Consider the following 24,775-nt stretch of genomic DNA (forward strand, 5'->3'; position numbering starts at 1 on the left):
GACCGGAAGTGGTGCGACTGCCGGTGGGTAGGGTCTTCGGCATGACGATGCCTGCAGGTGGTGGCGGATGGGTGCCGAAGTCCGCGAAGGGGAAGAAGGCGCTCGCTATCGGGGTGTGGACAGCAGCACCCATCATCGCGGCGTTCATCATCTACTCGTTCATCGTGGGCGGATGGCGGTAGACGCCGCAGACCCGTCACCAGCAGACGGCGCACCGACCGGCAAGCGGTGGCTTCGCGCGGTGATGTTCTGGGTGTTCGCAGTGGTCGGCGTACCGGTGATGGTCGTCATGTGGACATGGCTGTCGCTGGCGTCGTTGGAAGGTGCGGACGAAGCGTCGAAGGATCCGTCGAGTGGGACGTCAGCCGCGGGGACCACGTTCTGGTTCGGCTGGGCACCCCTTGCTGTGGCGCACGCCGTTGGCTTCGTCGCGATGTTCCTGACGTTGCGGAACGGTCGCCGCGAGCGACGGGCCGCTCTGTTGGAAGCGGCGGTAGCGCTCGTCATCGTGTCCGTCATCGGCTGCATCGTGGCGGTCACCTTCAACGGCGGCCATCTGCTCACCCCGTACCCGAAGCCGTTCCAGCCGTAGCGGCCTGCCGGCCATCCCGGCGACTTGGGTAGCGCCCGCGTCTCACTCTTCCGATGGATGTGCGGCCGTTGACTCTTCCCGCACAGTGGTGCTGTGTGGGGAATCCGGTGGGCTGCGACCGTGGTCGTGGGGGCCGCGGTCGCAGCCACTGTGACCGGCTGCGCGGGCAGCGGTGGTTGGTGCGAACCGTTGACGCCGTCGCCGTCGGTGACCGCGTCGTTCCGGGAACGGACGCACGCGGTGCAGCGCTCCCCAGGCGTAACCGACGTGTCGGTTCGGTACTTCCAGCCGGACGACTCGCACTGTCCGTCTCGGGAGTACCTCGAGACAGCACCGTGGTCCGCCGTCTACACGGTGCACGTCACCCCGGGCTTCGACGCCGATGACCTGGTGGCGCTGCGTCCGGCACTGCACGGGTCGTCCGGCACCGTCATCGGATCCGCCGGCGCTTCGACAGCCGCATGGTCGACTGACGTCTCTTCTGGCGCCGTCCCATCCTCGACCGATGAAACACCAGCCGCAGAGGCACGCCGCCTCGACCTTGCTCGTGCAGGTGCGGCGCTGCCTGGCGTCTCATGGTCCTCGGTCAGTTCCGCCACGACCACGGTCCTCGCGCGGGACAGCGCAGCGGTTCCCGGCGTGGTGTCCTGGCTTCGTGAGCAGCCGAACGCCGGCTCGAAGTCTGCGGGTGTCGGGACAAAGAAGAAGACACGGCTGAGCATCGGCGTCTCGGACGGCTACGGGGTGTCCGACCGGACAGTGCACGCCGCGGTGCAGTTCTTCGATGACCACCGCGGCATCAGCAGCATGATTGTGTCCCGTTCCACTGTGCTCGCCGTCCTCCCCACTGAGCGTGCCGCGCGGGCGTTCGTGTCCACGTTCGAACGGACACCCGCCGACTTGGACGAGCAGGACGTGCGAGCGTGGTGGCCCGACGATGACGGCCACGAGGTTCACGGCATGGTCGGCGCGAACCTGTGAACCGTCGGCTGCCCGTGCCACGCTGAACTCATGACGACTGACCTGGTGCGACTAGCTCATGAGGTGGCGACCCGGGCGCATGCCGGGCAGGTGGACAAGGTCGGCCGTCCGTACATCGAGCATCCCACCGCGGTCGCGGAGCGTCTCGCCACGGACGATGAACAGGTCGTTGGGTTCCTCCACGACGTCGTCGAGGACACGGGCGTCACCCTCGCCGAGCTCCGGGCGAAGGGCTTCACGCCCCGGCAGGTCTCGGCGGTGGACGCGATGACGAAGCGTCGCGGGGAGACACTCGCTGAGTCGATGGCTCGGGTCATGGCTGACCCGGTCGCGCCGCGGGTGAAGCGCGCCGATGTCAGCCACAACGCCGACCCGGCCCGGCTCGCGCTGGTGTCCGATGAAGCCACCCGGGTCCGGCTGCAGGCGAAGTACGAACGCACCGCGGCGCTCCTCGGGACGACGCTCGACGACATCCTCGACGAGTTCCGGGTCCCGCGGCTTCGACCCTGAGGTCAGCGGCGGACGGCCGCCGGGGCGACATCGGTCGCGAGGGTGCTGCGAAGCCGCTGCTCGGTGAGGTGGCAGTCGGTGAGCCACGGGATGCTGCTGACCAGGAGGTCGGCGAGTTCGGCGACGCTTCCGGCGCGGAGGACGCGGCGGCCGAGCGTCGGGGTCATGAACACTGTCTGCGCGTGCCGGTTGTGCCACATGTCGAACGCGCGGTAGCCGGACTCACCTCCGGCTTCCGCCTCTTGCTGGAGTCGGACGATGTGGTCGTTCCGCTGCTGTTCGAGAGCAGCGGTGACCTGCACGATGCGGACCCGGCTCGCCCATCGGAGCGGCACCTCGGGAGCGAGTGCGAACGCAGCGTTGACGCCGTACTCGCGGCGGACGTTTCCCACCGACTCGGACACCCACTTCGGGGACTGCCCGGGCAGCAGGTATAGGTCACCGAAGATGAGGTCGTCGAGGGACGTCGGCGCCGGTGACCAGACGACGGTCCCGATCGGTGACCGGCCCGGGGTGCGGTCGAGGTACTCGTCGAGGCCGAGGCCGGTGTGACGCCACCACGGCGTCGGCTTCTGCACCTCGACGCCGAGCTGCAGCACGAGCGCACGGGACGCGTCCCGGTACGACTCGAGCTTCTCGTTCAGCGACCGTTCGACGTCGTCCCACGTCAGCGGCTTCTCCCGCCGCGACCCGGAGATGTAGCCGCCGGCGTCGCGGCGGATGGTGAAGTCCGCAAGCGCCTGTGCACGGAGCCGCTCGAGCGCGTCATCGAACGGCAGCACCGGCGGAGCGTCGACGGGTTGTACCGGCACGAGGTTCGGCGGTCGCCGGAACGTCGCGTCGAGCGGTTCTGTCCATCGAGCCATGCGGTAGAGCGTCCTTCCGGTCTGCTGCAACTATGCGCGGCCGCGGGTCGAAGCAGCAGACCCGCCCCGAGTTGCAAGTGCCGTGCGGTCACCTGGCTGAACAGGCCGCGCTTCTGTGGCGCGGGCGCCGGAGCGGGTGGATTCCGGTCGTGTTCGGCTCTGCGCGGCGACGTCCGAACACGCTCGATTCTACCGTCGGCACGTGCGGCGGCCGTGGGACACTCGGGGTCAATGTGAGGGGGATCATGACGGACGACGCACTCCTGTATGACCTGTGCGGCCGTGCGCGGCGAGCACGAATCCGCGTCGGCGGGACCGAAGCGGGCCTCCGCGGGCTGACCGACCTGATCAGCGCTGCGGCCGACCCGGCCAGGCGGTACTCCCACGCGCAGCTCGTGCAGTTGATCGACGCGGCGCCGGAGCCCGTCGGGTTCCGGTGGGGGCTCCGACGGCTCGAGACCGTGAGCGCCAGTCGGACAGATCCTCCCGGCGACTGGTCGGAGGAGGAGCGGGGCGAGTACACAACGGCTCAGACGGCCCTGCTCCGGCTCGTCGGGCGGGACAGTGGCGAACCGCGGCATGGCGCCGTCACTGTCGTCCGCAACGTCCTCGAACAGTTCCTGGGGCGCTGGCTCTGACCATCAGAGCTCGGCGCCTGCGGTGCACGCTGCTTCCGGCGCGCGGTCCGCTACCGCTGGTGCGCGTCAGCGCGACGCGAGCCAGTCGCCAACCCGTGAGCCGACGACCTCCGTGCCGACCGGGGCGGGGACACCATGCTGGAACGCGCGACACTGCTCGACGGTGAACTTCCCGGGACGCGAAGCGGCCCGCGGTCCGGCGGTAGCCGCAGTGCCGAGGCGAGATTCCAGCCGGACGGATTTCCGGGACAGGAGAGGTGAGATCTAGGAGGGGAAGAGCAGCCGGAGCTTGGACACGTCGAAGGTGAGAAGAGACACCTCATCAGCCGACCGACGCGGACAACCAGGACAGCTTTTCGGAGTGATGACCCGGGACAAGCTGACGTCCGCCCGCGACTTCGTCACGGGCGAGCGGGCGCGACGTTCACGAACCGGCTGCCGGGACGGGTCAGCGGGTCGGACTCTGTCCGGGTCCGCTGGCGCGTCCCCGGCGTTGCCGGTGCGTGTTCGGAAGCGCCTGCGTGGCGTCTGCTTGTCCCGCTGTCCGCTTCGCTCCCAGCGGGCGTGGTCTGGTGCGGTGGCGTGGTGGGTGCGGGACGGTGGCTTGTCCCGGGCTCGCTGCGCTCCCCCGGGTGTGTTCGGGAACGTCGACGGGACGTGCGTCGGTTCGTTGACGATGCTCGCTCGTTCCTCGCTCGCGCTCCCCTGCGGGTCGCGGGCCTCCCTGGGGGTCGGCCCTCTGCCGGCTGCGCCGTCAGCGTCTGCGGTGCGGGGTCGGGGCGGGTGGCGGCGTGTGGGCGGTGCGTCGTCTCGGCTGCGGTGGCGGAGAGGGCGGCGGGACGTGTCGTCACGGAGGCTGGGACGCTGCGGGTTTGGACGGGGCTGGGGGTCTTGGGGTCGCTCCCTCGTTCCTCGGTCGCGAGCCGCTGCGCGGGCGGGGTGCTGACCGGTGGCGACGCGGGGGCTGCGTGTGGTCGGAGCGTCAGGGCGGCGTGACGGTGTCGGGGCGGTGGCGGAGCGTCGGCGTGACAAGGAGCAGGGTCGGTGGGGTGCGGGTGGACGTGGTGCTGCCGGTCCCTGACCGGGGCTCTCGTTCCTCGTGCCCCGGTGCTCGGTCGTTCCTCCCTCGCAGCGCTGCGCGCACGTCGTCCGTTCCGGTTCGGGACGGGGTCGGTGCGGTGTCGTTGCGTGGGCGGAGGGCGTGACGGTGACGGTGTGGTGGCGGTGCGGTGGTGGTGCGTCGTTGACGTGACCGGTGTCCGCGCGGAGCGCTGACCACACATGAGGGGCGGGACGACGTCGGGACGGTGGCGGGACGCATCCGTGACGAAGACCTCAGGGGCGCTCGTTACGGGGCGGAACCAGCCACGGGGCGTGACGCTTCGGGACGCTGAGCGGACCGTGGAGTCGTGACGGTTCCGGGACGGGACCGGGACGACGACGGAGCGACCCCGAGGGAGCGACTCGGCAGCGGTGAGCCTTCGAGACGGTGACGACGGGACCACTCCTGCACTGAGGGCGACAGCGCTCAAGGAGGGACCCGCCTCGGACGCGAGGAACGAGTGACCGAGGGCATCGCTTGGAGCGAAGCGACGCGATGCGCGAACGACGAGGAACGAGGACGTGAGCCCCCGAAGAGAGGAACGAACGACGGGGCGCCCACCGCACGGTGCGAACCCAGACGACCACCCTGAGGCACGAAAGGGCAGCGGGAGACGGGTGAGGCGGCGGGGGATTTCGGCGGCGCGGCTTGGGCGTTATTGGTATGTCAGAGATTTGCTGGAGGGGTGTCAGGTGTCGCCTTTTTCGCCGCATCTGTGGTGCTCGAACGCATGAACGCGAGCACGTCACTTCGGACGGCCGCGGCCGACGAAGAGGGGTGTGCGGTGGCAGGTCTCGACGACGCACGCGTGTGGCAGTTCACACGTGCCGGGTCCATCGAACCGAACGCGATGACGGTGACGCAGCGCGCGTCGGCGTTCACGTCGGCGACGCCGGACGGAACGGTGCTGCTGACCCGCCGCGACGAGGACGGGCTGCATCACTACTTGGTGCTGCCGCCGGGCAGCCGTGACCTGTCGCAGACGTTCTCCCCACTCGCGCATGCTGTCGCCGCTCGGGCGGAGGAAGTGGAAGAGCCGGAGCTGCTGTTCCAGGCGAAGCATCTCGCGGTCGCCGCGGTGAACATGAACGCACCCGTCGGCCGGTCCACGCAGGCCGGCGCGGACGTGTCCGAGCTGTCGAAGCTGCTGGCGACGACGCTGTCCGAAGGTGAATGGGTCGCGATGGTTCTCCGTCGTCCGCTGGACCGGGAACGGAAGTGGCACCAGCGGTGGCTCGACCACCACCTCGGTTCCGCAACCCGCACCCACCACTCGTTGGAGCGGGACGCACCGGTGATGTCCCTCTGGGCTGGGTCATCTTCCGCGCGCGGTGCGAAGGGAATCCTGCAGCGCACCACCGCGGCGATGCCCGGCTTCGACATGAACATCCAGGTCCGCCAGGTGGAGAAGACGAAGCGGGGTCTGGCGATGCTCGGCTCGTCGTTCGCGGTCCTCATCGCCGGCTGCTGGCTCGGGACAGTGCCCGCTATCGTGGACAACGCGTCGCTGTACACAGCGGTCGGTGTCTTCGCTGGCCTGTCCATGCCGGGGATGGCTGCTGGTGCGATGTACCTCGGCGGTCGTGTCCCGTCCGCTGCGGAACGCGCACGCCGGTTCATCCGCCACAACCTCATCGTCCCGCCGTCTCGCCGTGTCCTCGCACCGACGAAGCCGCGGAAGGAGTCCACGGACAAGGAGGGACGGGTCACCAACGGCAAGGACGGCGGGTACCCGTTCCCGAAGAACGCGTTCGTCGTCGGTCCCGCCCTGACCGCCGGACTCATCGCCCCGCATGCCGGCGCGGACTCCGGCATCGCGTCCACCGCTGTCCGTGTCGCACCGGCGGTGATGCGGACACGCATCGGCCCGTACATCGGCCTCAACGACGGCCAGCCCGTGTACCAGTCGGCGGAGGACATGTACGCCGGAACGATGGCGTTCGGTCTCGCCGGCTCCGGGAAGTCCCGCCTCGTGCAGGCGCTGTTCGCATGGATGACGCTCGAGCGTGTCCTGCCGATGAACAAGCCCGGCTACCCGGGGACGAAGTCGAGCCTCGTGGTGTTCGAGAACAAAGGCGAGGGAGCGGACGACACCGAGTCGTGGGCTCACCGGTACAACGACCGTCGGTCGCTGCGCATCGACCTGGCCGGGCAGTCACCGTTCATGGTGGACATCCTCAACGTCCCCGGCACTGCTGAGCAGCGCGCCCGCACCGCGGTGAACGCCATCAAGTACTCGTTCTCCGACGGGTCCATCATGGAGCGCTCGTTCCGCACCCTGTCGCAGGTCATGGCCGCCGGGTTCGCCGTCACCCCGGAACTCGCAACCGCGGGTGAAGCGGAGGCCGGCCGGTCCGCATTCTACTACGCGAACATCCTCCTCGGTGGGCGTGGCGACGACGCCGGTGTGAAGCTCGCCGGCGCCATCCGCTCCGAGGCGGTGCGTACGAACGCTCCGGAGAGCACCGACCTCGGTTGGGCGGCGGCGTCCCTCGCCGAGCTCTACGACGGGAAGACCCCGTCGCAGCGTGCGCAGTTCACCGACGCACCCCGGTCGAAGGTCGGGTCACTGCTGTCCGCCGAGTCGTACTGGTCACGACCGAAGCGGATGACGTGGGACACCGTCCTGACGCAGCACGTGTCCGTCATCATCAACGCCGGCGTCACCCGGAACGGTGAGCAGCTGGACGACGAGCTGTCCCGGCAGATGCAGTCGATGCTGATGTACACGCTGTACGACGCCATCAAGCGGAACTGCTCCGGCTGGTACGAGCAGCACCGCGCAGTCACCATCTTCGCCGACGAGCTCAAGCTCCTGGCTGGGTCCTCCTCCGACGTCATCGAATGGATCCGTGAGCAGGGCCGGTCGTTCGGTGTCCGCGCCGTGTTCGCGACGCAGAACCCGGAGCAGCTCTCCGACTCGGTCCGGAACTCCGTCCTCGGTTTCGGCACCGTGTACGCGTTCGCGCAGAACAACCCGACCGTCATCGCCCGGCTCCTCGCGGACCTGAACATCGCGTCCGACGACTGGACCGGTGCCGACATCGCGAACCTCCCGCCGTACGAGGTCATCGTCCGCACCACCGTCGGCCGGCAACGACAGCTGCCGTTCACCGCGAAGGTCCACAACTTCTGGGGCGACCAAGCAGGGTTCGCCCGCCTGCAGGGCTACGACTTCGACGCCGTCAACCTCCCCGGAGAGTTCTTCCAGTGACCATCACCGCCACCGCCCCGACCGCGGTTCGTGTCCTCCCGTTCAACCAGGTGCCCTCCATGTGTCCGACTCCGGATGTCGCGACCGCGAACCGGGTTGACCCGTTCTACGCAGGGCTCTGGGCCACCGGCTCACAAGCGTCGTGGCTCTCCGTTGAGCAGGCGCACGCCCAGCAGCGGGAAGGTCTCGGCCGGCTCCCCGCGCATCTCGACGTGGACCGGAAGACCGCGCTGGACCGGCTCACCGGCCCGGCGCTGCCGAAGCGTCTCAACGCGATGGGAGCCCTCGACATGTGGCGCACCCTCACCGGTGAGCAGGCCGCTGCTCTCACCGGCGATGTCGAACTCGCGGGGAAGGCCCGCACGTGGACGGACCTGTTCGCGGCTGGAGTGGCCGACACCGGCATCTTCTCCAACGGCCTGTTCAACACGCAGGGCACCGCTCGCGGCACCTTGTACCGGCCGTCGCGGACCACCGTGTTCCAGCAGAAGGTCCGCCCACACCTGACGTACCCAGAGATGGTGTCCGTCACCGGCGGGTACCCGTGGGAGTCCGGCTCCCAGTTCGACCGGCACAACCTCCTCGCCGTCGAACTGGGGCTCCGCACCGCGGAATGGTGCCCCGGTGTCGGCACGGTCCTTGGGGAGAAGCTCTCCGGCTTCGACCTGCTCTCCCGCACCGGCGCTGCGGACTACTCCGTCGGCGGGACGCAGGCTGCCGCGGACGTCACCGTCGTCCGCCAGGACGGCTTGCGCATCGCCGTGGAGGTCACTGCCTCCACCGGTGCGTCGTTCGACGCGAAGGTTGAACGGTGGGCGAAGCTCCTCGCGAAGCACCGCCTCGCCGACTCCGGCATCGTCGTCGTGTTCGTTGTCGCCCCACGACCGGACAAACACGTCCAGGTGAAGGAAGTCGCCGTCGCCGTCCGCAAGGCCGTCGCGAAGGCGTCCCGGGCATACCCGGGTGTGAACTTCGACCGGACCGCGGACCGCATGTTCGTCGCCGAGTGGACGTCCTGGTTCCCGGAACCCCGCCACGTTGACCGGTCGTTCCTCGCCCTCGCCGCGTACAAGCCGTCCGGACCCGCCGACCAGCTGTGGAAGCCGGCGCTGCTGCTCGAACCACGCGTTGTCCCGTTCACCCCGACGAACCCGGACACGGCGACCGCCATCCTCCGCAACGCGTCCATGCTCCGTGGTGTCCCGCACTGGCTCCGCCGGAAGGACACTCCCCCGCTGTGGCCGCACAAGGTGTCCGAACTCGGCTACCCCGGCATCCCCGTCCCGACCGCGTCCCGCCCCGAGACGTACAAGGGCAAACCCCTAGGACAAGGACACGGAGTGTCCGGAGCCACCAAGCCACCGGGGCGGCTCCGCTCCACCGTCTGACAGGACCTGCGTCGACGGTGGCGTCTGCCACGATGACGCCATGCGCCTGCAGAAGTCCGACACCGTCTCCGGCTTGCCCGCTCCGGTCGCCCGCGACTTCGTGAACCACTTCTCGAATGGGTCCTACGCGTCTGAACGAGGGCACCGTCTCGACCCGAAGTACGGCACGGAAGCGGAAGCCCTCGCCCGCCTCGAAGCTGATGGGTTCGTGCGCTCGGAGACACACGGCCGCGAGCAGGACGAGGTGTGGTGGGTGAACACGATCACCGGGAACGCGTTGGCGATGACCAAGTTCACCCCGCTTCTCGCTCGCGCCACCGCCGACAAGCTCCTGGCCGGCGCCATCGAACGGGCACGCACCTTCAATGCCGACTCGACGAAACTCGCGACCGTCCTCCGGCTCCGGGTCTTCGGAAGCTACGTGACAACGACCGAAGACCGCATCGGCGACCTCGACCTTGCCATCTCCATCGAACGCCGCCGGCACATCACAGCCGACGAGGCGATCGACTACGCCCGTGCGAGTGGTCAGAACTTCCCGTCGTACATGGAGGAGCTGTTCTGGCCCACGCGAGAACCGATCGTCGTCGTGAAGAACCGCTCCCGAGGCATCAGCCTCACCACGGAGAACCCAGCCCTCCTCGATGGAGCATGGCAGGACGTGTACGTTGCCGACGGCCAGGAGCCAGGCGTCACCGATGACTGGTCGGAGACCTGAGAGACAGCGACGCCGTCCACATGACGGGTATGACCATCAGCCGCACCGCCTCAGTTGCTCGCGAGTCCGCCCGCCTCGGCGACGGCAAGTTCGGTGAGCAGCACCACGACGGCGACACCGTCGCACTCGACCAGACGCCGCGGCATGAACAGCCGGTGCTCATGCGGTTCACGTGGACGAGCTATGACGGCCCTGCCGACGATCACGGCACTGTCATCCGTGAAGCCGACATCGACGTCCGACACCTCCTGGACTCCGTCGCCCTCGACAAGCTGCCAGGCGACGACAGCTGGTTCGACCCGACATGGCTCGAGACGGCCGCCATCGAGAGCGGTGTTGTCGAGCACGATGACCAGCGGAGCTCCGTCTCCGTCGGCGGGTACGTCGATGATGGCGACGACATCTCCGCATACGTCACGTCTCGCCGCTCCGCCGGCCTCGACCTCCCCATCGGTGCTCTCCCTGACCCGGCCGCCGCTCAGACCATCAGCGAGGCGTTGAGCTACATCAGCCACACCGGCGTGTGGGACATCGACTCGGAGTCGCAGCGCGCCGTCGCAGCGTTCGCGACGACTCCGACCGCGGCTGCGTGGCGAGAAGCTCGCGGTGTCTCGGTCGACCGGTCGCTGACCCTTTGGGGTGCGGTGAACAGCACCAGCCGCCAGGTGGCGGAGACCGAAGTGCCAACCGTCGCGGAGGTCGCGCAGGCCATGCACCGCGTCGCGGATGGGCAGGAGTTCTACGGCGCCGCCCGAGCGGCAACCGTCGAGCCCGGCGCTCAGCTTGCGGACGGCTGCACCTGCGGACAGTGCGGGCCCGGCTGCGCGGCGGCGCCCGCTCGCGGCTGCTGCGGCGCATGCACCGGCGACACGGAGCAGGACCGGTGTGCTTGCGCGAAGCACAACGACGGGTCCCGGACGACGTTCCTCTGCCCAACACACGCGGACTCGGACCCGTGTGAGACGACGTCGCGCGTCACCGGGAAGCGGCGCAAGGGCACCATCCGCAACGGCCGCTGCACCAACTGCGGTTGGCGGGGCTGAGCGGCTACTCGTCGCCGTCGTACCGGTCGTCGTCGAGAGTGTCGTCGTCGAGGTAGTCGTACGACTGGCAGATGGATTCCCCTTCGAGACTCGCCTTCTGCTTGCCGGGGCCCCGGCCGTAGGTGAAGGTCAGCACCGGTGTCGGGTCGTCGTGCTTCCCGCGGACGGTGGTGCCGCCCTCGCCGCGTTCGGTGGTGATGTCGGTGAACCCGGCGTCGCGCCAGATCTTCTTAACCGTCTCCGCCGTCGCCGGTCCGTCGAATGTGCCGGCGGAGTTGAGGAGGGCCCCGTCGTAGGTGCCGAGGGGGTCGCCGGACGACCCGAGCCAGTTCGTCGGCATGCACTCACCGCCGCCGATGCTGTACTTGCCGGTCCCGACGGGGTTGTCCAACGGCTCGTTGGACGACCACGCTCTCCACGCTTGGAGGCCGCCGGTGGCGTCGATGGTGTCGTTGAGGACCTCGAACATCTCATCGTCCGCAGCGACAGCTTCGCTGTGGCTGTAGATGGTCGGCGTTGACGCCTTGCTGCACCCGGTGATGGTCGCGGCGAGCGCCGCGACGATGACGACAGCGGTGACGCTGCGGCTGGTTCCCCTCATGACGTTCCTCTCCCCCGAGACTGCCCAGGATGGCACAACCTCCTGCTACGGACATGCGGTCGGTCCGCGCATAGGGGCAGCATGCCGCACCCCTCCGACGAGATCCCGGACCTCGCGACCGCCCTTCCCGAGGAGGCGGAGCGACGTCGCGCCGCCGGCGTCAGGGCTGCGCTGCAGGTGGTGCACGAGGTACTGAACCCGGAAGCGCTCGCGCCGCGTCTCGCCGCCGGCGACTTCGTCGATGTGCAGAAGGACCTGTGGCGTGTGAACGTCGAGGTCGGTCAGGCGTTGTCCGCCGCGGACGTGCGCACCTTGAACGCGGACGAGGAACGCCTCCTCACCCATGTGCAGGTCGCGACGTACACCCGGAACGTCGAGGACCTCCCCGTTCTGCTGCTGGCCACGTCCGTCGGTGTGAACCAGTTCCTCACCGAAGGTGAGCCGCGCACATGAGGGCTATGAGCATCAGCAGCACAGCCACGGTCGCTCGTGAGGACGCCCGCCACGGCGACGGGAAGTTCGGTGCGCAGCAGCATTCGGAGGCACCTGCGGGTGTCATCGACGCGCCGACGCCTGCGCACGAACAGCCGGTGATGGTGACGTTCATCCTCACGCAGTACGCCGACAGCTACGACGACAACGGCCAGGAGACGGACCGCATCGAGGTGGACGTCCGCGACATTCTGCACACGATGCAGACCGACCAGCTGCCGTCGGACGAGGACTTCCAGTGGGACCCGACAGTGCTCGAGGAGCAGGTCATCCTGACAGGGTTCGTTGACCCCAACGGCTGCTCTGTCATGGCGGACTGCAGCTTCATCGACGAGGACAACCCAGTGTTCGTGTACGCCGAGTCCCGACGGGAGGCCGGCCTCGACGCACCCATCGGAACGGTGGTTCCACTCGCGCCGGACAAGCAGCACGAGGAGCTCGGCAGGATGTTCCACGACGCGTACCAGGAGGTCGGCATCCGCAGTGTCCTCCGCCGCCTCGACGCCGGGGACGAGAAGGGGCTCCGCGCTACGTTCCAGCGGGTTCACGACGTCATCCTGAGCCGCGTGGAGACGAACGAGTTCACCGGCTACGCCGACGCGGAGGACTTCAACGTCATCACCGCGCTCAACTCCGTGAGCACGGCGAAGAGTGACCAGTTCCGGGACCATGTCATCGAGGTGTCGGCAACTCTCACCGACCGTCTCGTGAGCCGCCAGTTCCCGAACACCTGACACATCCGCTCGCCTGACCGACAGGTCATCATGACCCCACCCCAACCGCAGGAGCTGCATCATCCCGTGAAGAGTCGCCGCCGTACCGCCGTCATCGCAGTCGCTGTCGTCATCGTCATCGGTGGTGTCGCCGCCGGCACCGGAGTGGCCGTCGCCGCGAACGCTGAGACAGTCCGGCAGTGCGACGTCGCCCGCGGGAAACTGACGGCAGCAGACACCGCAGCGAAGAAGGCGAACGCTGCGGCTCGCGCCGCCGTGAAGGGGTCCGAAACGACCAACCTGCCGAACACGGACGGCTGGACGTCGAAGAAGTACGCCGACAAGCCCGCCTCGACCGCGCAGCCGAAGGGCAGCAGCGGACAGGACCGCCTCGGCGCCGTCGCCTCCCAGCAGAAGAAGCTGCAGTCACTCGCGACCAGCCCGCTGTGCGAGTCCCGCGACGACGCGGACGCCGTCACCGCTCGAGCGACGGCGCTGACGAATGCATCCGGACGGTTGACGGCCGCGGCGAAGGAGCTCGAGGACGACTTCACGACGTTCCAGGCCGACGAGACGACTCGCATCGCTGCGGAGCATGCCGCCGCCGCGAAGAAAGCTGCCGAGGAAGCCGCCGCGAAGCAGGCCGCGGAAGAGGAAGCAGCCCGGCAGACGCAGGCGGCGGAAGCGGCACGTCAGGCAGCAGCCGCAGCCGCAGCACGGCCGGCTCCGCCCACCGGCGCTTCGCCGTATCGTCCCTCCGCACCCGCACCCGCACCAGCGCCCGCGCCAGCCAGTGGCGGCGGCGGGGTGCCGGGCGGTGACCGTGTGACCTCCCCGTGGGGCAGCACCGCACCGCAGAAGGGGCCTGACTTCGTCGGTGGTGGCGGTGTCGGTTCCGGCGGTGGTGGCTGCTGGACGTCGAACGGCCATGGCGGTTCCATCCGCTGCTGACCGGGGGCAACACGACACCGCCCCGCCAATCGCCTGCGTGACGGTGGGGGGCGGTGTCGCGTTGAAGGTCAGTGGTGGACGTCGAAGCCGACGATGTACGACGCCGGCTTCGCGCCCGGCTTCGGTACGGCGGTGGTGACCTCGATGATGGCGTGCGTGTTCGTCTCCGGACGGCTGATGGTTGCCAGCGCCTTCGAAAGGCCCGTCTCGGCCTGACGGACGACGACCGCTTCGACCGTGAGTTCGCCGATGGCAGGGTTCGCGACCATCAGGTCGATACCCGCCTGACGGGCTTCCGCCATGGTTGCTCCTGACGCGACGACGCGCGGCTCACCCCACTGCCGCGGCTCAACGACCTGGTAGGTGGTGACGAGCTTGCCGTCGGTGGCTTTCGCGACCGGCTTCCGCGGTGCGGACACCGAAGCGACCTTCACCTGCTCCACCGTCGCCCCGAACTGCTCGAGAGCGGTGCGGACAGCGGCGACGTTGGACGGTGGGTGCCCGTCGGAGTGCCGAGCGCGCAGGGCCGCCATCTCCGTCGGCGTCCCGGTGACCTTCACCTTCGCGGTCGTTCGGATGACATCGGCGTCGGCGCACACGGGGAGGATGAACGTCTGGGAGCCGTGCGGAAGGGCGCCGTTGATGGTGCGCGGGGTCGTGAGCGGCAGCGTCGTCGCCGGGCCACTGTTCTCGTCGCCGTACGCGTCATCGGAGTCACGCCACCGGGCGACTGCTGCGGTGACGAGGTCGTTCGGCTGCCACATGCCGTTCGGGCCGAAGTAGCGGACGTCGCTGCGGTCGCCGGCGGCGAGGATCCGGTCCGCTTCCGCGGCGGTGAAGTCGATGTTGACGGTGGTGTGACCCATGCTGCTCTGCTCCAGTTTCGATGCGGTGTCCGTTGCTGGAGCTATGCGCGGACCGGACAGGAGGCTGTGCGCTGGGGAGTTAGGAGCGCCTCGTGCCGATGGTAAGAGCGGGAGGTTCTTCGCACCTCCCCTGACCGAGAGGACCCATCATGAAGCTCATCGACCGAATTTTCCCCAACACCGTCGGTGCTCAGACTCGGAAGGTCGCGACCGACATGGTCGTGATGATCGAGACGAACATCGCCGCTGGACGTTGCAGCGACCACCCGCTGTTCTGGGTGGAGCAGTTGGCGTTCTGGAAGCAGGTCCGCGGCGACCGTTGACGCCACGGGTGGTCGCGGCGAGGCGAGCCCACCGGCAGCCTCGCCGCATCTTCCCGAGCATGCCTGCCGTTCCCGCCCCGCATCCGTACCGGCGTCGCGGCGAGAACATCGCGGCCGGCACGCAGACCCTCGTCCTCGGACTCGCGTCCGGCACCGCCGTCGTCAGCGCCATCGGCACCATCTGGGGCGTCACCGAGTCCGGCAGCCTCGACCCCATCGGTGCGGCACTGGTCCTCCTGACGGGGTTCATCGTCCCGGCCGCAGCGACGACCGTCGGCATCGTCCGCCTGGCTCGAACGCGCGGGGCCCGTGGATGGGTCCGCACCATCCTCGGCGCCGGCGCACTACTGGCGTCCCCGGCGTTCATCGTCGCCGTGCACGTCGGCTTCACCGGCCACTGACCAGGACTGCCCGGGCGGTTCCGCACTCCGCGCATAGGGGGAGGGCACGACAACCACCGCCCCTGTGAGGAGAACGGAACATGCAGCCACAGCAGACCGACGTGCTCGACGTCTACGGTCCCGCGGTCGCGCCCAGCATCATCGAGGGAGGTCCCACGCCCACATCTCCGCTCATCGAAGCGGAGGAGCTGTTCGGCGACGCCCCCGTCGTCACCGGGCCGGTCGCAATCGTCGAGGAGGCGACCGCCGCGTCCGAGGAGCACGAGACGCTCCCCGTGGGCGACGCCGCTCCCGCCGCCCGAGACGAGAACGTCTCCACGGACGCGCCGGGTACCGACGATGCTGCGGAGACCTCCACCACCACGCTCGCCCTGGGCAGTACCGAACCGAGCACCGAGAACACCCCCACTGAGACCACCGTCAACGAGGTGGAGGATGCAGTCACTGAGCCGGAGCGCACCGTCGAGATGGTGCCGGCCGACACCGATGAGGACGACATGGTCGTCACCGCGCAGGTCGAGCGCGTTCAGCCGCCGGAGCCGGAGCTGGTGTTCACCCTCGAACAGCTCGAGGCTGAGACCACCGGTCGCCCCGCCGATGTCCTGCCGGCCCCCAACGCAGAGCTGACGGACTCCACTGACGGCACGGCGCCGACCGACGACGTTGAACCGGACGTCGCGCCCGCCGCACCCGTCGCGGTTCCCGAAGCGGACGCCGCTCCGGCCGTCGTATCCGCTCCCCCGGTGGCGAAGACGGCGACGTACGAGGAGATCCAGAACTCGGAGCAGGAGTTCGTCGGCGCCATCAAGGCGAAGAAGTTCCCGCTCATCGACCCGGACCAGTTCTGGGTGATGATCGCCGCGGTCGTCGCACTCGGCGTCATCCTCGCCGCGAACCTCACCGCGTCGTTCACCTCCGTCTACGCGATGGCTGAGTACACCGGAGCGCCGAAGAGCGTCCAGTGGGTTCCCGTCGTCGCGCTCGACTTCGCCATCGTCGGCTTCTCCTGGGCGCTGATGGTCTTCGGTGCTCGCGGCGACAAGGTCTGGTCCACGCGGCTGTACCTGTTCGTCGTCACCGGGTTCTCCGTCGTCGCGAACTTCATGCACACGTACACCCACTGGAATGGCGACCTGTCCTCCCCCGAGGCCGTCTTCGGTGTCGTGTTCTCGTCCGCGGTGCCGCTGTTCTCCCTCGTCGCCACCGAAGAGCTCATCCGCCTGGTGTTCATCCGCCGGAACCGCCGCAAGACCAAGAAGGCAGTCGCATGACCGACACGACCATCACCTCCATCCCCGGCGGGCCCGTCACCGGTGCCGCCGCCGCGCAGAAGCGCATGAAGAACCTCGGCCATGCCGACTTCGGCACCAGCGCCGCGCGCCAGGCCGCAGCGCTTGCCTGGGCCGGCGCCGAAGTCGGTGCGGAGCTCCGCGACAACACCGCTGCGCTCAGCACCGTGAACGCAGCTCTGGCGTCCATCGCCGGCGCATCGGTCCGACAGGCCGAAGCGGCGGAACGAGCCGCCGTCGCTGCGGAGCGCACTGCACAGTTCACCCAGATGCAGACGATGCTCGCGCTGTACAACACCCCGGAGCAGATGCTCCCGCAGGGGGTGCGCGAGCAGTTCAAGCAGCAGCTCGGCATCACGCCCAGTACCGCCGACGTGGCAGGTTCCCGTCGGGCGCAGCGTGTGGCTCCTGCCGCCGCTCCGGCCGCGGCCGCATCTCCCGCTGCGCCCGCTGCAGCCCAGTACGACGAGTTCAGCTAGGCCCGGCGATGGCACTCACGTTCGACACTTCCCCGCCGTCCCTGACCATGCCGACCACCGCGTCGGAGTGGTCGAGGAAGCACCCCGGCTGGGTGGTCACCGTCGTCGTTCTCATCGTCGCGCTGCTTTGGGCGTACGTTGCGCTGTTCACCTTCCCGTTGCAGGCGCAACAGCTCGCAACCGCGCGTCGGGCGTTCACCGCTGAGACCAACCGGCTCATCCTCGCGCAGGAGTCGTACGACACCGTCGCCAGCACCCACGGCGCGGCGAAGAAGACCGCTCAGATGACGGAGAAGACCGTCGCCGCGAACGTGGAGTCACACAAGAAGCTGTTCACCGAGCCGGCGGTCCGCGCACTCGGCGACGCCGACGAGACCCTGAAGCGTGCGATCGCGGCGAAGCCCGGCGAGAAGGTCAGCGCCGGCGACGCCGCGCATCCCTCCATCTCCATCCGTGGGTATCGCGCTGCGACGAAGGACCTGTCCGCGAAGGTCCGGCTGACGCGCGAGGCGTCGAAGACCACGAAGCGGGCCACGACCATCATCGCCTCGTCCCGGAAGGACGCAGTCACCGCGCTGGTGAACCTCGGCACCGCGGGTGAGAACACCGGCGCAGGGCTCTACGCCGCCGACACCCTCGCAACGCCCGCAACCCGAGACGCGTTCGTCGCAGCACTGACGGAGCTTCGAGCGGCGAACAAGGTCGCCTCCATCTCGATGACCGCGGCACAGCTGACCGCTCTCAGCGACGCCGTCTCCGAGTACGACGACGCCGGACAGGCTATGGAGTCCTCGCAGAAGGTCGGTGAAGCGAACTTCAAGGTCAGCCAGGCGAAGGAGAAGGCGCAGCAGAAGGCTGACGAAGAGAAGCGGAAGCGTCAAGCGACCGCCTCCCCCACACCCACGCCGTCGCCCTCACTGTCGGTGACTGCTGCACCGACGCCGCCGCCCGTCGCGATCGTCCCGCCGCAGCCGACACAGACGCCGACTCCGTCGCAGACCCCGACCGCGAAGCCGACGCCGGCGCCGGCGCCAACTGCGCCGACCGTCACGACCGCAGGCAACTATCAGGCGTCCTGCACTCCCGGCGACCTCGCGTTCGTGCAGGCAGCGAACCCCGGCGACACCGTCGCCCTCGCTCCTGACTTCGCGTTCACCTACCAGGTCGGGAAGACCAGTAGCGGGTGGACGGTCAGCGTCTACCGCTGCGCCCCCTGACTGGTCCGGCGGGGACGGCATAGAGCCGGCTGTCCCCGCCCCACCCACGAAGGAACTCTCCGTTGTCCTGGATCTCCCGGCACAAGCTTCCCGTCATCCTGACCGCCATCACGGTCATCCTCGCCACCGTCGCGGTCCTCATCGTCACCGTCGTCGTCCGTCCGAAGCAGCAGCAGGAGGCGGACTACGCCACCGCTACGAAGCGCCTCGCTTCCGCGCAGAAGACCAACCAGAAGGCTCACGACGCCTTCGACGTCGCGCTCGAGCGGGTCACTGGCTTGCATGACGCGATGGTCGAGCTTCCGGACACGCCCAAGGCACTCATCCCCGCAGCAACGCTGTCGAAGATCACCGCCGACGTGAAGGACCTCTCGCAAGCGATGTCGCAGCAAGCGCCGTCTGCAGCAACCGACCTCCCGAAGGGCGATGTCACCTACGTGGTCGCGACGAAAGCGCTCGAGCGCGCCCGGCACGGGGTGATGGAGAACACCGACTTCACCACGCGGGCCACGGACACCGTCCTCAACACCATTGAAGGTGTGCACGAAGACCTGAAGGACGCAGCGTCCGGTCTTGGCGACCACGCTCAATCGGTGCTCGTCGCCAACCAGGGGGCGACAACCGCGGCGCAGACCGCGTTCGCGGCGTCGTCGGACGTCAGCACCGACGGCGATGCGGCAGCCATCATCGACGCGCTGAAGGCGTACGTCGCTGCCGGCAAGCAGGTCATCGCCGAGAACAAAGCACACCCAGTGCCTGTCGAAGAGGACGAGCCAAAGCAGCAGGAGCCGCAGCCGACTGAGAGCACCCCCGCTGCGCCTGCGCCCGCGCCCGCGCCGAGTGCGACGCCAACGCCCGCGCCGAGCCAGGCGCCTGCTCCGGAGAAGGCTCCGCAGCCGAATCCGAAGCCTGTCGACCACACCCCGCACGTCGTCGCGAACGGTCAGTACGTGAAGTCCTGCTCCGCTCCGACGGCTCTCTTCACGCAGGAGACCGGGGCCGGCGGTAGCATCACGATCGACGAGGACGAGCCGTACACGTACGAGACGTACGACACTGCTGCGGGCTTCGGCGTCAAGGTGAGCGCCTGCTCAGCGACGTGAAGCCGCGGCTCTACTGAGGGGTACAAGAAGCGCGGAGTCGTAGCAGAAAACGGCTTACCACACCCCGGTTCGGGGGACAGTTTTTCCGGGTATCGCCTGAGCCTTTGGTTAGGCAAACTAACTATCGCCGCATATGTGTTGGTCATGGGAAACGAAATCCGGGTGGGCGGGTCAGGACCGAACCGAACGCAGTTCGCATCGCACTTGCGCCCGGCCGCGCAGTTCACGCTCGACCCACCGCTGGGCGACTTCCTCGACGGCGGCCCGGAGGACCTTTCCCCCGTCGCCATCGAGCGCATCTACGCCATCAACGCGCGGCTCGGGCAGCTGCCGGAGCTCTCCGCCAGTGACGGATGGGTCAACATCGACTACGAGCGGTGGGTCCTCGACACCGAGGGCGTGCACCTGTTCATGCGGGTCGAAGACGGAGCAGTGCAACGGGCAATCGTCGGTGACGGCACCAGCATGGAAAACACCCCGGACCACCCGTCCGTGAAGTGGATCGTCAATGACTTCGGGTGGCCAGCTGACGAGGAACTGCCGCTGAACTACTACCTGTAGGCACCATCGATGCCGCGCACATGCGAGGTATGACGACCACCACACCAGTACGGGCGAAGGACCGCGGTGTCGGCAAGCGCACCAACGCCGCCGGGCGGACGCTCTCCGGCGGCACCTTCGCCGAGCAGACACACGACGATGACACCGTCACCCTCACCGCGGTCAGTGAGCAGCCGCAGGCGGGCGTCTTCGACCGGGAGTACGAATCCCGCGACGAGCAGGCGAAGGCGTACATGGCTGAGCTCGACGAGCACATCGACGCACTCACCACCGACGAAGGCTGGCAGGACTACCTCGACACCATGTCATCGTTTCGGCGCTACAGCCTCAGCAACCAGATGCTGCTGACCCTGCAGCTCGACGCCCGCCGCCATCGCGCTCGCCTCAACGGCGAAGACGTCGATGAGCAGCCGATGCGCGTCGCACCGTTCTCCCACTGGGAAGCGCTCGCCCGGAAGCAGAACCCGGACATCGCACCGGGTGAGTTCCTGCAGGTGGTGAAGAAGGGAGAGAGCGCGCTTACCGTCCTCGGCCCGAAGGTGTTCCGCGAGACCATCCTCGACGCCGCCGGGAACCCCGTCCTCGACGACAACGGCAAGCCGAAGAAGCGTGAAGTGTTCCTCGGCTTCGCCGGCCGCCCCGTCTTCGACATCAGCCAGGTCACCAACGTCACCCTCCCCGATGACCGGCAGACCCTCTCCGAGGAGCCACCGGCCGGGTTCATGGAAGACCTCGAACAGGCTGTCGCCGGCGCCGGCTACACGCTCGAGGAGGAGGAAATCGCTGGCAGCGCCCTCGGCTACACCACGACCGACGGGTCGAAGCGCATCGTCGTCAAGAAGGGCCTCAACCCCGGCAGCCGCGCCCGCGTCCTCGCCCACGAACTCGGCCACGTGTACGCCGGCCACACCGAACGCGACGACTACCACACCGGCGACGGCGGCCACCGCGGTGACATGGAAGTCGAAGCGGACAGCATCAGCTACCTCATGCTGCGCGCCAACGGGCTCTCCCCGAACGTCGGCCGCGCGAACGCCGCGTACAACTTCGGCTGGGCCAAGCACGCAGACCGCACCCCCGCCGCCGTCCGCAAAACCGGCGACCGCATCGCGAAGGCGTTCGAGCAACTGACCACCGACCACAACTGGCGGAACATGCTCGCACCGACCGGCGACGCGAAGAAGGCCGAAGCCGCCGAGGTGGAAGCCATCCAGGCACGCATCAAGGCCGAGAAGGACGCCAAGCGCGCGGAGCGGAAGCCCGTAGCATCGAAGAAGCGCGGCGCGCCGCGCAGGAAGGTAGCAACTGCAGCATGAGTACCACGCGTCGAGGAGACACCGGCACTCCCGGAAACCGCGGCAAGTTCGACCGATTCGTCCGCACAGACGGCAACGTCACCGACCTCGCTACCGCATCCCGCGTCGCCGAAGTGAACCGGCTTCTCGACGACGGGAAGACCCTCGTCGGACCCATCCCTCAGGACAACCGGGACCGCATCATCGACTACGCGATGCACGGCGGCACAGCCGACGACTGGGACATCGTCAGCAAGCACCTCATCCGCCCAAACACGACCGTGTGGAACGCCGTCCTCGACCACACCGACTACGCCGTCCGAACTGGCCGAGTCTCGACGCTGGTCGATGAAGGGGCAGAGCCGTTCAAGCGTGCCGAGTACGCCACAACGAGCGACTGGGCATCCGTTCCTACAGCAGACCAGCTCCTCGACGGCCTCCGCGGCGTTGCAGCAGCCGAACGCAGCTAACGCCCCGATACCGTCGCCACGTCGGCACCTAGCCAATCGCATCAACCCCTCATAGGCTCAGCGTCGACGACTGGGAAGGACCCGTTCATGGCGGACCTGAGCGACGACGAGCAGGAGACCCTCGTCGGCGAGATGACCATGTCGATGGACAGCGGCTACGACGAGGCGCAGTTCGAAGCCAACTACGCCAAGCTCGACCCGTACTACCAACGGCAGGTTGACGACGCGACCCGTGAGTTCCAAGACAACGCCATCGGCTGGAACGACGACGACTGACCGCAGTGCCGCCGCGCACAAGTAGGGCATGACGTTCAACGAGCATGACCACCCGCGCGGCACTGCCGGGAAGTTCACCGAGAAGCAGCAGAGCGCCGATGAGGTGACGCTGCCAGCGGCGAAGCAGACCGCGACGTACAAGCACCCGCAGCCGTCGAACACCGGTGAGCAGGACCTGGCAGTCCGGTCCGGTCAGCGCGTCACCATCGTCCGCCCGCTCGGTGAGGCCGACGGCGTTGACGCGGAGGTCGGGCCGATGCTCCGCGTCCGATTCGCTGACGGCCACGAGGCTGACGTGTTCGACGACGAACTCAGTGACCGACGAACCTCGTCCCTCACCGAACCGCATGGCTACGACGAGAGCTGGGGGCCGCTGACGTCTGCGGCGTCGGAGATCGGCAACCGTCTCGGGGAGTCCGACGGCATCAACTGTCGCGCGGAGTACGCCGAGGTCGGTGAGGACGGCATCGCGTACGGGTACACCGTCGGCCCGGAGCTCGTCGGCTCCATCGTCGTCGGTGACCGCCGCGACGGCGAGGACGACATGGACTACAGCGAGCGCGTCGACGAAGCGCTCACCGAAGCGAACATCACCTCCGCCCACCTGTTCGACTACTTCAAGCAGCGGTACGGCGCGGACGCTCGGTGGGATGGCGACCGCGGGGATGTCGCGGTGGAGTTCTACGTCGAGTACGGCGAGGAGGGCGCCGCCGGTACCTCCGTCGAGCAGATGGGTGACCGGGTCGAGCAAGAGACGAGCTTGCTTCGAGCTAGAGACGACTACGACTACGGCACCGCGATGCAGTCGCACCTCGCCGACCATCTCGGCTACCGCACCGACTGGGACAGCGGTAAGTACGTCCGCGACGAGGACCCGGGCGTCGCCGCAGCCGCGTCCCTGTCGAACGCCGCGCTCGTCGAAGCGGCGAAGAACGGGGAGGCGCTCTCATGACCTGGCAGCCACGGCTCGGCAACGGCACGTTCACGTACAAGGCGAACACGGAAGCCGGCGCCGGCCTCCTGGACCAGGCGGTCCCCTGCGACCCGGAGGACAGCCTCGGTGTTCCCGCCGACCAGCGCATCGGACTGCACTTCCAGGGCGTCCGAGACGGTGACGACGGAGCAGTGCAGGTGTGGTCATCCGGGAGCGGCCACTACGAGGTGCACGTCACCGAGGACGGGGAGACGTCGTTCCTCAAGGACGGCGACCTGCACCGCCACGGCGGGCCCGCCGTCGTCACCGCGGACGGCGACGAATACTGGTTCAACCACGGCCGGCATGTCCCCGTCGTCCCCGACCCGCCCCATGACGACGCATCGGGAGTCGGCACGGCAGACGAGACGCACCGGTACGTCGGCACCCACCACGTCCACGGCGACGACGTCGCCCGAACCGCGCGGCACATCCGGAAGGACATGAAGGCGCTCGCTGACGTCGGCTACCTCCCCGAAGGGGCAACCGTGAACGTCGAAGGGCACGGCGGCCGGCAGAAGTCGGTCACCGTCCGCATCGGCGGGCTGCCCAAGGGGTGGGCGTCAGATGGACTCGACTACACCCCTGACGGGCAGGCGCTGCGGGAGAACCTGCTGCGCCACATCGACAAGTACAACTACTGGGAGACCGGCGCACACGCGTCCGAGACCCGCTACGGGTTCACGTCCGACGTGGTGTTCTTCGAGGGCTGACGCCATGCCAGGATGCTGCTGACACCGGCGCCCGACCGGCGTCAGCAGAGGGGCTGAACGTGACCGACAACGACGACGTGATGACGCGGCAGGACGTCCTCCGCCGAGTTCCGCTGGCCAACCGGCCGACGGTGTCGAGCATCCTCGACCACATCGCCGTGTCAGCGTTCCACCCGACGGACTTGTACGTCCGCGCGGACCGAACCGACGGTCAACCGCCGCTGCGCATCGCCTCCGGATGGGTCAACGGGTTCACCGACCGAGACGAAGCGGTCGCTGCCGGCGGATCCAGGCTCGAGGTCTGGCCGAGTCGCGAACGCGCACCTCTCTGGGGGCTCTGGATGCCGGAGAACAGCCGACGCGACGGTGGCAGCAACGGTCCACGACGGGCCGAACAGCAGCCGTGTCCGACGTGCGGTGAGCTGATGCCGCTCACGAACGTCTGCGACGTCTGCGGATGAGCACCCCGGCTGCCGCGGACGGCTACCCCCAGGTCGGCTCGGATCACAAGAACGGCGACCGGATGTTCGGCATCTTCGGCGACTACGCCCGTGTCCTCGAAGCGCGCGGCACCCCGAAAGCGTCAAGCCTCCACAAGCACACCGCCACCCCGCTGATGCTTCACGTTCGCATCGGCGACGAGCTCCGTATCGAATGGGACGGGAAGAACTGGTGGGCGTCGTCCCCACGCGGGACCGTCGGGCGGATCACCTGGTCAGCCGGCCAGCGCGGACCCACAGAAGACGGCGGCGGCAGCGCGTACGACTTCGACGACGGCGTCATGCACGTGCAGACCATCACCGTGAACCGCGGCGGCGCAGTCGTCGACTGCGGTGGGTACGTCGTTCCCGACGGACACGTCCCACACCCAGCCGTCGTGCCAGCGACGGCGGCGGCCGCGCCGAAGACGCCACAAGGTCGCAAGGCCGCCGGCCTCAGAGCCTTCTTCGACCGGTTCCGCCGCAGGTAGCTGCGGCCGTCGCGCCGCACACATGAGCGG

29 protein-coding genes are annotated in these 24,775 nt (G+C 68.4%); 26 read left to right on the top strand and 3 right to left on the bottom strand.

Going from position 1 to position 24,775, the window contains the following annotated elements; translation table 11 throughout:
• Positions 1 to 41 precede the first annotated feature (41 nt).
• The 4 genes from DEJ19_RS19760 (at position 42) to DEJ19_RS19775 (ending at position 2,083) form a co-directional block, all read left to right on the top strand.
• A complete protein-coding gene (locus tag DEJ19_RS19760; protein ID WP_181433567.1) occupies positions 42 to 182 on the top strand; it encodes a hypothetical protein in 141 nt (46 codons plus the stop codon).
• On the top strand, positions 173 to 592 hold the full coding sequence (locus tag DEJ19_RS19765; RefSeq protein ID WP_146250494.1) for a hypothetical protein: 420 nt from the start codon (positions 173 to 175) through the stop codon (positions 590 to 592). Before DEJ19_RS19760 ends, DEJ19_RS19765 begins: the two co-directional genes overlap by 10 nt.
• A gap of 267 nt (positions 593 to 859) precedes the next feature.
• Complete coding sequence (locus DEJ19_RS19770; RefSeq protein WP_146250492.1) at positions 860 to 1,573, top strand: hypothetical protein; 714 nt, start codon at positions 860 to 862, stop codon at positions 1,571 to 1,573.
• Positions 1,574 to 1,603: 30 nt separating this feature from the next.
• Complete coding sequence (locus DEJ19_RS19775) at positions 1,604 to 2,083, top strand: HD domain-containing protein (RefSeq protein WP_111232067.1); 480 nt, start codon at positions 1,604 to 1,606, stop codon at positions 2,081 to 2,083.
• Positions 2,084 to 2,085: 2 nt separating this feature from the next.
• On the opposite strand, the gene DEJ19_RS19780 is transcribed toward DEJ19_RS19775, so the two are convergent.
• Positions 2,086 to 2,949, bottom strand: coding sequence for a hypothetical protein (locus DEJ19_RS19780; protein ID WP_111232066.1), 864 nt, complete (start codon positions 2,947 to 2,949; stop codon positions 2,086 to 2,088).
• A gap of 245 nt (positions 2,950 to 3,194) precedes the next feature.
• Between DEJ19_RS19780 and DEJ19_RS19785 the strand changes: the two genes are divergently transcribed.
• The 5 genes from DEJ19_RS19785 to DEJ19_RS19805 all read left to right on the top strand — a co-directional run bounded on the left by DEJ19_RS19785 (position 3,195) and on the right by DEJ19_RS19805 (position 11,052).
• A complete protein-coding gene (locus tag DEJ19_RS19785) occupies positions 3,195 to 3,587 on the top strand; it encodes a hypothetical protein (RefSeq protein WP_146250490.1) in 393 nt (130 codons plus the stop codon).
• A gap of 1,886 nt (positions 3,588 to 5,473) precedes the next feature.
• Positions 5,474 to 7,903: an ATP-binding protein gene (locus DEJ19_RS19790; protein ID WP_146250488.1), complete on the top strand. Its 2,430-nt coding sequence runs from the start codon at positions 5,474 to 5,476 to the stop codon at positions 7,901 to 7,903.
• Positions 7,904 to 7,962: 59 nt separating this feature from the next.
• A complete protein-coding gene (locus tag DEJ19_RS19795) occupies positions 7,963 to 9,291 on the top strand; it encodes a hypothetical protein (RefSeq protein ID WP_284176620.1) in 1,329 nt (442 codons plus the stop codon).
• Positions 9,292 to 9,331: 40 nt separating this feature from the next.
• Positions 9,332 to 10,009, top strand: a complete 678-nt coding sequence (locus tag DEJ19_RS19800; RefSeq protein ID WP_111232062.1) for a hypothetical protein — start codon at positions 9,332 to 9,334, stop codon at positions 10,007 to 10,009.
• Between the two features lie 20 nt (positions 10,010 to 10,029).
• Positions 10,030 to 11,052: a hypothetical protein gene (locus tag DEJ19_RS19805; protein WP_146250487.1), complete on the top strand. Its 1,023-nt coding sequence runs from the start codon at positions 10,030 to 10,032 to the stop codon at positions 11,050 to 11,052.
• Positions 11,053 to 11,056: 4 nt separating this feature from the next.
• On the opposite strand, the gene DEJ19_RS19810 is transcribed toward DEJ19_RS19805, so the two are convergent.
• Positions 11,057 to 11,653 (bottom strand): hypothetical protein, encoded by a 597-nt coding sequence (locus tag DEJ19_RS19810; RefSeq protein WP_111232060.1) that lies wholly within the window; start codon positions 11,651 to 11,653, stop codon positions 11,057 to 11,059.
• Positions 11,654 to 11,734: 81 nt separating this feature from the next.
• Between DEJ19_RS19810 and DEJ19_RS19815 the strand changes: the two genes are divergently transcribed.
• The 3 genes from DEJ19_RS19815 (at position 11,735) to DEJ19_RS19825 (ending at position 13,809) form a co-directional block, all read left to right on the top strand.
• The gene (locus DEJ19_RS19815; protein ID WP_111232059.1) at positions 11,735 to 12,106 is read left to right on the top strand and encodes a hypothetical protein; all 372 of its coding nucleotides are present in this window, start codon (positions 11,735 to 11,737) and stop codon (positions 12,104 to 12,106) included.
• A gap of 5 nt (positions 12,107 to 12,111) precedes the next feature.
• The gene (locus DEJ19_RS19820) at positions 12,112 to 12,879 is read left to right on the top strand and encodes a hypothetical protein (RefSeq protein ID WP_111232058.1); all 768 of its coding nucleotides are present in this window, start codon (positions 12,112 to 12,114) and stop codon (positions 12,877 to 12,879) included.
• A gap of 66 nt (positions 12,880 to 12,945) precedes the next feature.
• Positions 12,946 to 13,809 (top strand): hypothetical protein, encoded by an 864-nt coding sequence (locus DEJ19_RS19825; RefSeq protein ID WP_111232057.1) that lies wholly within the window; start codon positions 12,946 to 12,948, stop codon positions 13,807 to 13,809.
• Positions 13,810 to 13,877: 68 nt separating this feature from the next.
• On the opposite strand, the gene DEJ19_RS19830 is transcribed toward DEJ19_RS19825, so the two are convergent.
• Positions 13,878 to 14,675 (bottom strand): hypothetical protein, encoded by a 798-nt coding sequence (locus tag DEJ19_RS19830; RefSeq protein ID WP_111232056.1) that lies wholly within the window; start codon positions 14,673 to 14,675, stop codon positions 13,878 to 13,880.
• 149 nt (positions 14,676 to 14,824) lie between these two features.
• Here DEJ19_RS19830 and DEJ19_RS19835 point away from each other — a divergent pair, with 149 nt between their 5' ends.
• The 14 genes from DEJ19_RS19835 (at position 14,825) to DEJ19_RS19900 (ending at position 24,745) form a co-directional block, all read left to right on the top strand.
• Positions 14,825 to 14,998 carry a hypothetical protein gene (locus DEJ19_RS19835; RefSeq protein ID WP_181441430.1) on the top strand — a complete coding sequence of 58 codons (174 nt, stop codon included), beginning with the start codon at positions 14,825 to 14,827 and terminating at the stop codon, positions 14,996 to 14,998.
• A gap of 59 nt (positions 14,999 to 15,057) precedes the next feature.
• The gene (locus DEJ19_RS19840) at positions 15,058 to 15,399 is read left to right on the top strand and encodes a hypothetical protein (protein ID WP_111232055.1); all 342 of its coding nucleotides are present in this window, start codon (positions 15,058 to 15,060) and stop codon (positions 15,397 to 15,399) included.
• A gap of 80 nt (positions 15,400 to 15,479) precedes the next feature.
• Entirely contained in the window at positions 15,480 to 16,670 is a 1,191-nt protein-coding gene (locus tag DEJ19_RS19845) for a hypothetical protein (RefSeq protein ID WP_111232054.1), read from the top strand.
• Entirely contained in the window at positions 16,667 to 17,167 is a 501-nt protein-coding gene (locus DEJ19_RS19850; RefSeq protein WP_111232053.1) for a hypothetical protein, read from the top strand. The genes DEJ19_RS19845 and DEJ19_RS19850 overlap by 4 nt, the downstream gene beginning before the upstream one ends.
• Before the next feature lie 8 nt (positions 17,168 to 17,175).
• Positions 17,176 to 18,384, top strand: a complete 1,209-nt coding sequence (locus tag DEJ19_RS19855; protein WP_111232052.1) for a hypothetical protein — start codon at positions 17,176 to 17,178, stop codon at positions 18,382 to 18,384.
• A gap of 62 nt (positions 18,385 to 18,446) precedes the next feature.
• Positions 18,447 to 19,487, top strand: a complete 1,041-nt coding sequence (locus tag DEJ19_RS19860) for a hypothetical protein (protein ID WP_111232051.1) — start codon at positions 18,447 to 18,449, stop codon at positions 19,485 to 19,487.
• A 204-nt stretch (positions 19,488 to 19,691) separates the two neighbouring features.
• A complete protein-coding gene (locus DEJ19_RS19865; protein ID WP_146250484.1) occupies positions 19,692 to 20,048 on the top strand; it encodes a hypothetical protein in 357 nt (118 codons plus the stop codon).
• Between the two features lie 29 nt (positions 20,049 to 20,077).
• Positions 20,078 to 21,364, top strand: coding sequence for an ImmA/IrrE family metallo-endopeptidase (locus DEJ19_RS19870; RefSeq protein WP_181441429.1), 1,287 nt, complete (start codon positions 20,078 to 20,080; stop codon positions 21,362 to 21,364).
• Entirely contained in the window at positions 21,361 to 21,813 is a 453-nt protein-coding gene (locus DEJ19_RS19875) for a hypothetical protein (RefSeq protein WP_111232048.1), read from the top strand. Before DEJ19_RS19870 ends, DEJ19_RS19875 begins: the two co-directional genes overlap by 4 nt.
• Before the next feature lie 87 nt (positions 21,814 to 21,900).
• On the top strand, positions 21,901 to 22,089 hold the full coding sequence (locus DEJ19_RS19880; RefSeq protein WP_111232047.1) for a hypothetical protein: 189 nt from the start codon (positions 21,901 to 21,903) through the stop codon (positions 22,087 to 22,089).
• A 28-nt stretch (positions 22,090 to 22,117) separates the two neighbouring features.
• Entirely contained in the window at positions 22,118 to 23,041 is a 924-nt protein-coding gene (locus DEJ19_RS19885) for a hypothetical protein (RefSeq protein ID WP_111232046.1), read from the top strand.
• Positions 23,038 to 23,775, top strand: a complete 738-nt coding sequence (locus tag DEJ19_RS19890; RefSeq protein WP_111232045.1) for a hypothetical protein — start codon at positions 23,038 to 23,040, stop codon at positions 23,773 to 23,775. The genes DEJ19_RS19885 and DEJ19_RS19890 overlap by 4 nt, the downstream gene beginning before the upstream one ends.
• A 59-nt stretch (positions 23,776 to 23,834) precedes the next feature.
• Positions 23,835 to 24,236 carry a hypothetical protein gene (locus tag DEJ19_RS19895; RefSeq protein ID WP_111232044.1) on the top strand — a complete coding sequence of 134 codons (402 nt, stop codon included), beginning with the start codon at positions 23,835 to 23,837 and terminating at the stop codon, positions 24,234 to 24,236.
• Complete coding sequence (locus DEJ19_RS19900) at positions 24,233 to 24,745, top strand: hypothetical protein (protein WP_111232043.1); 513 nt, start codon at positions 24,233 to 24,235, stop codon at positions 24,743 to 24,745. The genes DEJ19_RS19895 and DEJ19_RS19900 overlap by 4 nt, the downstream gene beginning before the upstream one ends.
• Positions 24,746 to 24,775 lie beyond the last annotated feature (30 nt).

It is taken from the genome of Curtobacterium sp. MCSS17_016 (genome assembly GCF_003234255.2).
GTDB classification, from domain to species: domain Bacteria; phylum Actinomycetota; class Actinomycetes; order Actinomycetales; family Microbacteriaceae; genus Curtobacterium; species Curtobacterium flaccumfaciens.

Excerpts from the sequence above, each read along its gene's own strand:
- DEJ19_RS19760 (WP_181433567.1), top strand. The coding sequence starts at position 42 with ATGACGATGCCTGCAGGTGGTGGCGGATGGGTGCCGAAGTCCGCGAAG.
- DEJ19_RS19765 (WP_146250494.1), top strand. The coding sequence starts at position 173 with ATGGCGGTAGACGCCGCAGACCCGTCACCAGCAGACGGCGCACCGACC.
- DEJ19_RS19775 (WP_111232067.1), top strand. The coding sequence starts at position 1,604 with ATGACGACTGACCTGGTGCGACTAGCTCATGAGGTGGCGACCCGGGCG.
- DEJ19_RS19780 (WP_111232066.1), bottom strand. The coding sequence starts at position 2,949 with ATGGCTCGATGGACAGAACCGCTCGACGCGACGTTCCGGCGACCGCCG.
- DEJ19_RS19785 (WP_146250490.1), top strand. The coding sequence starts at position 3,195 with ATGACGGACGACGCACTCCTGTATGACCTGTGCGGCCGTGCGCGGCGA.
- DEJ19_RS19795 (WP_284176620.1), top strand. The coding sequence starts at position 7,963 with ATGTGTCCGACTCCGGATGTCGCGACCGCGAACCGGGTTGACCCGTTC.
- DEJ19_RS19800 (WP_111232062.1), top strand. The coding sequence starts at position 9,332 with ATGCGCCTGCAGAAGTCCGACACCGTCTCCGGCTTGCCCGCTCCGGTC.
- DEJ19_RS19805 (WP_146250487.1), top strand. The coding sequence starts at position 10,030 with ATGACGGGTATGACCATCAGCCGCACCGCCTCAGTTGCTCGCGAGTCC.
- DEJ19_RS19810 (WP_111232060.1), bottom strand. The coding sequence starts at position 11,653 with ATGAGGGGAACCAGCCGCAGCGTCACCGCTGTCGTCATCGTCGCGGCG.
- DEJ19_RS19815 (WP_111232059.1), top strand. The coding sequence starts at position 11,735 with ATGCCGCACCCCTCCGACGAGATCCCGGACCTCGCGACCGCCCTTCCC.
- DEJ19_RS19820 (WP_111232058.1), top strand. The coding sequence starts at position 12,112 with ATGAGCATCAGCAGCACAGCCACGGTCGCTCGTGAGGACGCCCGCCAC.
- DEJ19_RS19830 (WP_111232056.1), bottom strand. The coding sequence starts at position 14,675 with ATGGGTCACACCACCGTCAACATCGACTTCACCGCCGCGGAAGCGGAC.
- DEJ19_RS19835 (WP_181441430.1), top strand. The coding sequence starts at position 14,825 with ATGAAGCTCATCGACCGAATTTTCCCCAACACCGTCGGTGCTCAGACT.
- DEJ19_RS19840 (WP_111232055.1), top strand. The coding sequence starts at position 15,058 with ATGCCTGCCGTTCCCGCCCCGCATCCGTACCGGCGTCGCGGCGAGAAC.
- DEJ19_RS19845 (WP_111232054.1), top strand. The coding sequence starts at position 15,480 with ATGCAGCCACAGCAGACCGACGTGCTCGACGTCTACGGTCCCGCGGTC.
- DEJ19_RS19850 (WP_111232053.1), top strand. The coding sequence starts at position 16,667 with ATGACCGACACGACCATCACCTCCATCCCCGGCGGGCCCGTCACCGGT.
- DEJ19_RS19855 (WP_111232052.1), top strand. The coding sequence starts at position 17,176 with ATGGCACTCACGTTCGACACTTCCCCGCCGTCCCTGACCATGCCGACC.
- DEJ19_RS19870 (WP_181441429.1), top strand. The coding sequence starts at position 20,078 with ATGACGACCACCACACCAGTACGGGCGAAGGACCGCGGTGTCGGCAAG.
- DEJ19_RS19875 (WP_111232048.1), top strand. The coding sequence starts at position 21,361 with ATGAGTACCACGCGTCGAGGAGACACCGGCACTCCCGGAAACCGCGGC.
- DEJ19_RS19880 (WP_111232047.1), top strand. The coding sequence starts at position 21,901 with ATGGCGGACCTGAGCGACGACGAGCAGGAGACCCTCGTCGGCGAGATG.
- DEJ19_RS19885 (WP_111232046.1), top strand. The coding sequence starts at position 22,118 with ATGACGTTCAACGAGCATGACCACCCGCGCGGCACTGCCGGGAAGTTC.
- DEJ19_RS19890 (WP_111232045.1), top strand. The coding sequence starts at position 23,038 with ATGACCTGGCAGCCACGGCTCGGCAACGGCACGTTCACGTACAAGGCG.
- DEJ19_RS19900 (WP_111232043.1), top strand. The coding sequence starts at position 24,233 with ATGAGCACCCCGGCTGCCGCGGACGGCTACCCCCAGGTCGGCTCGGAT.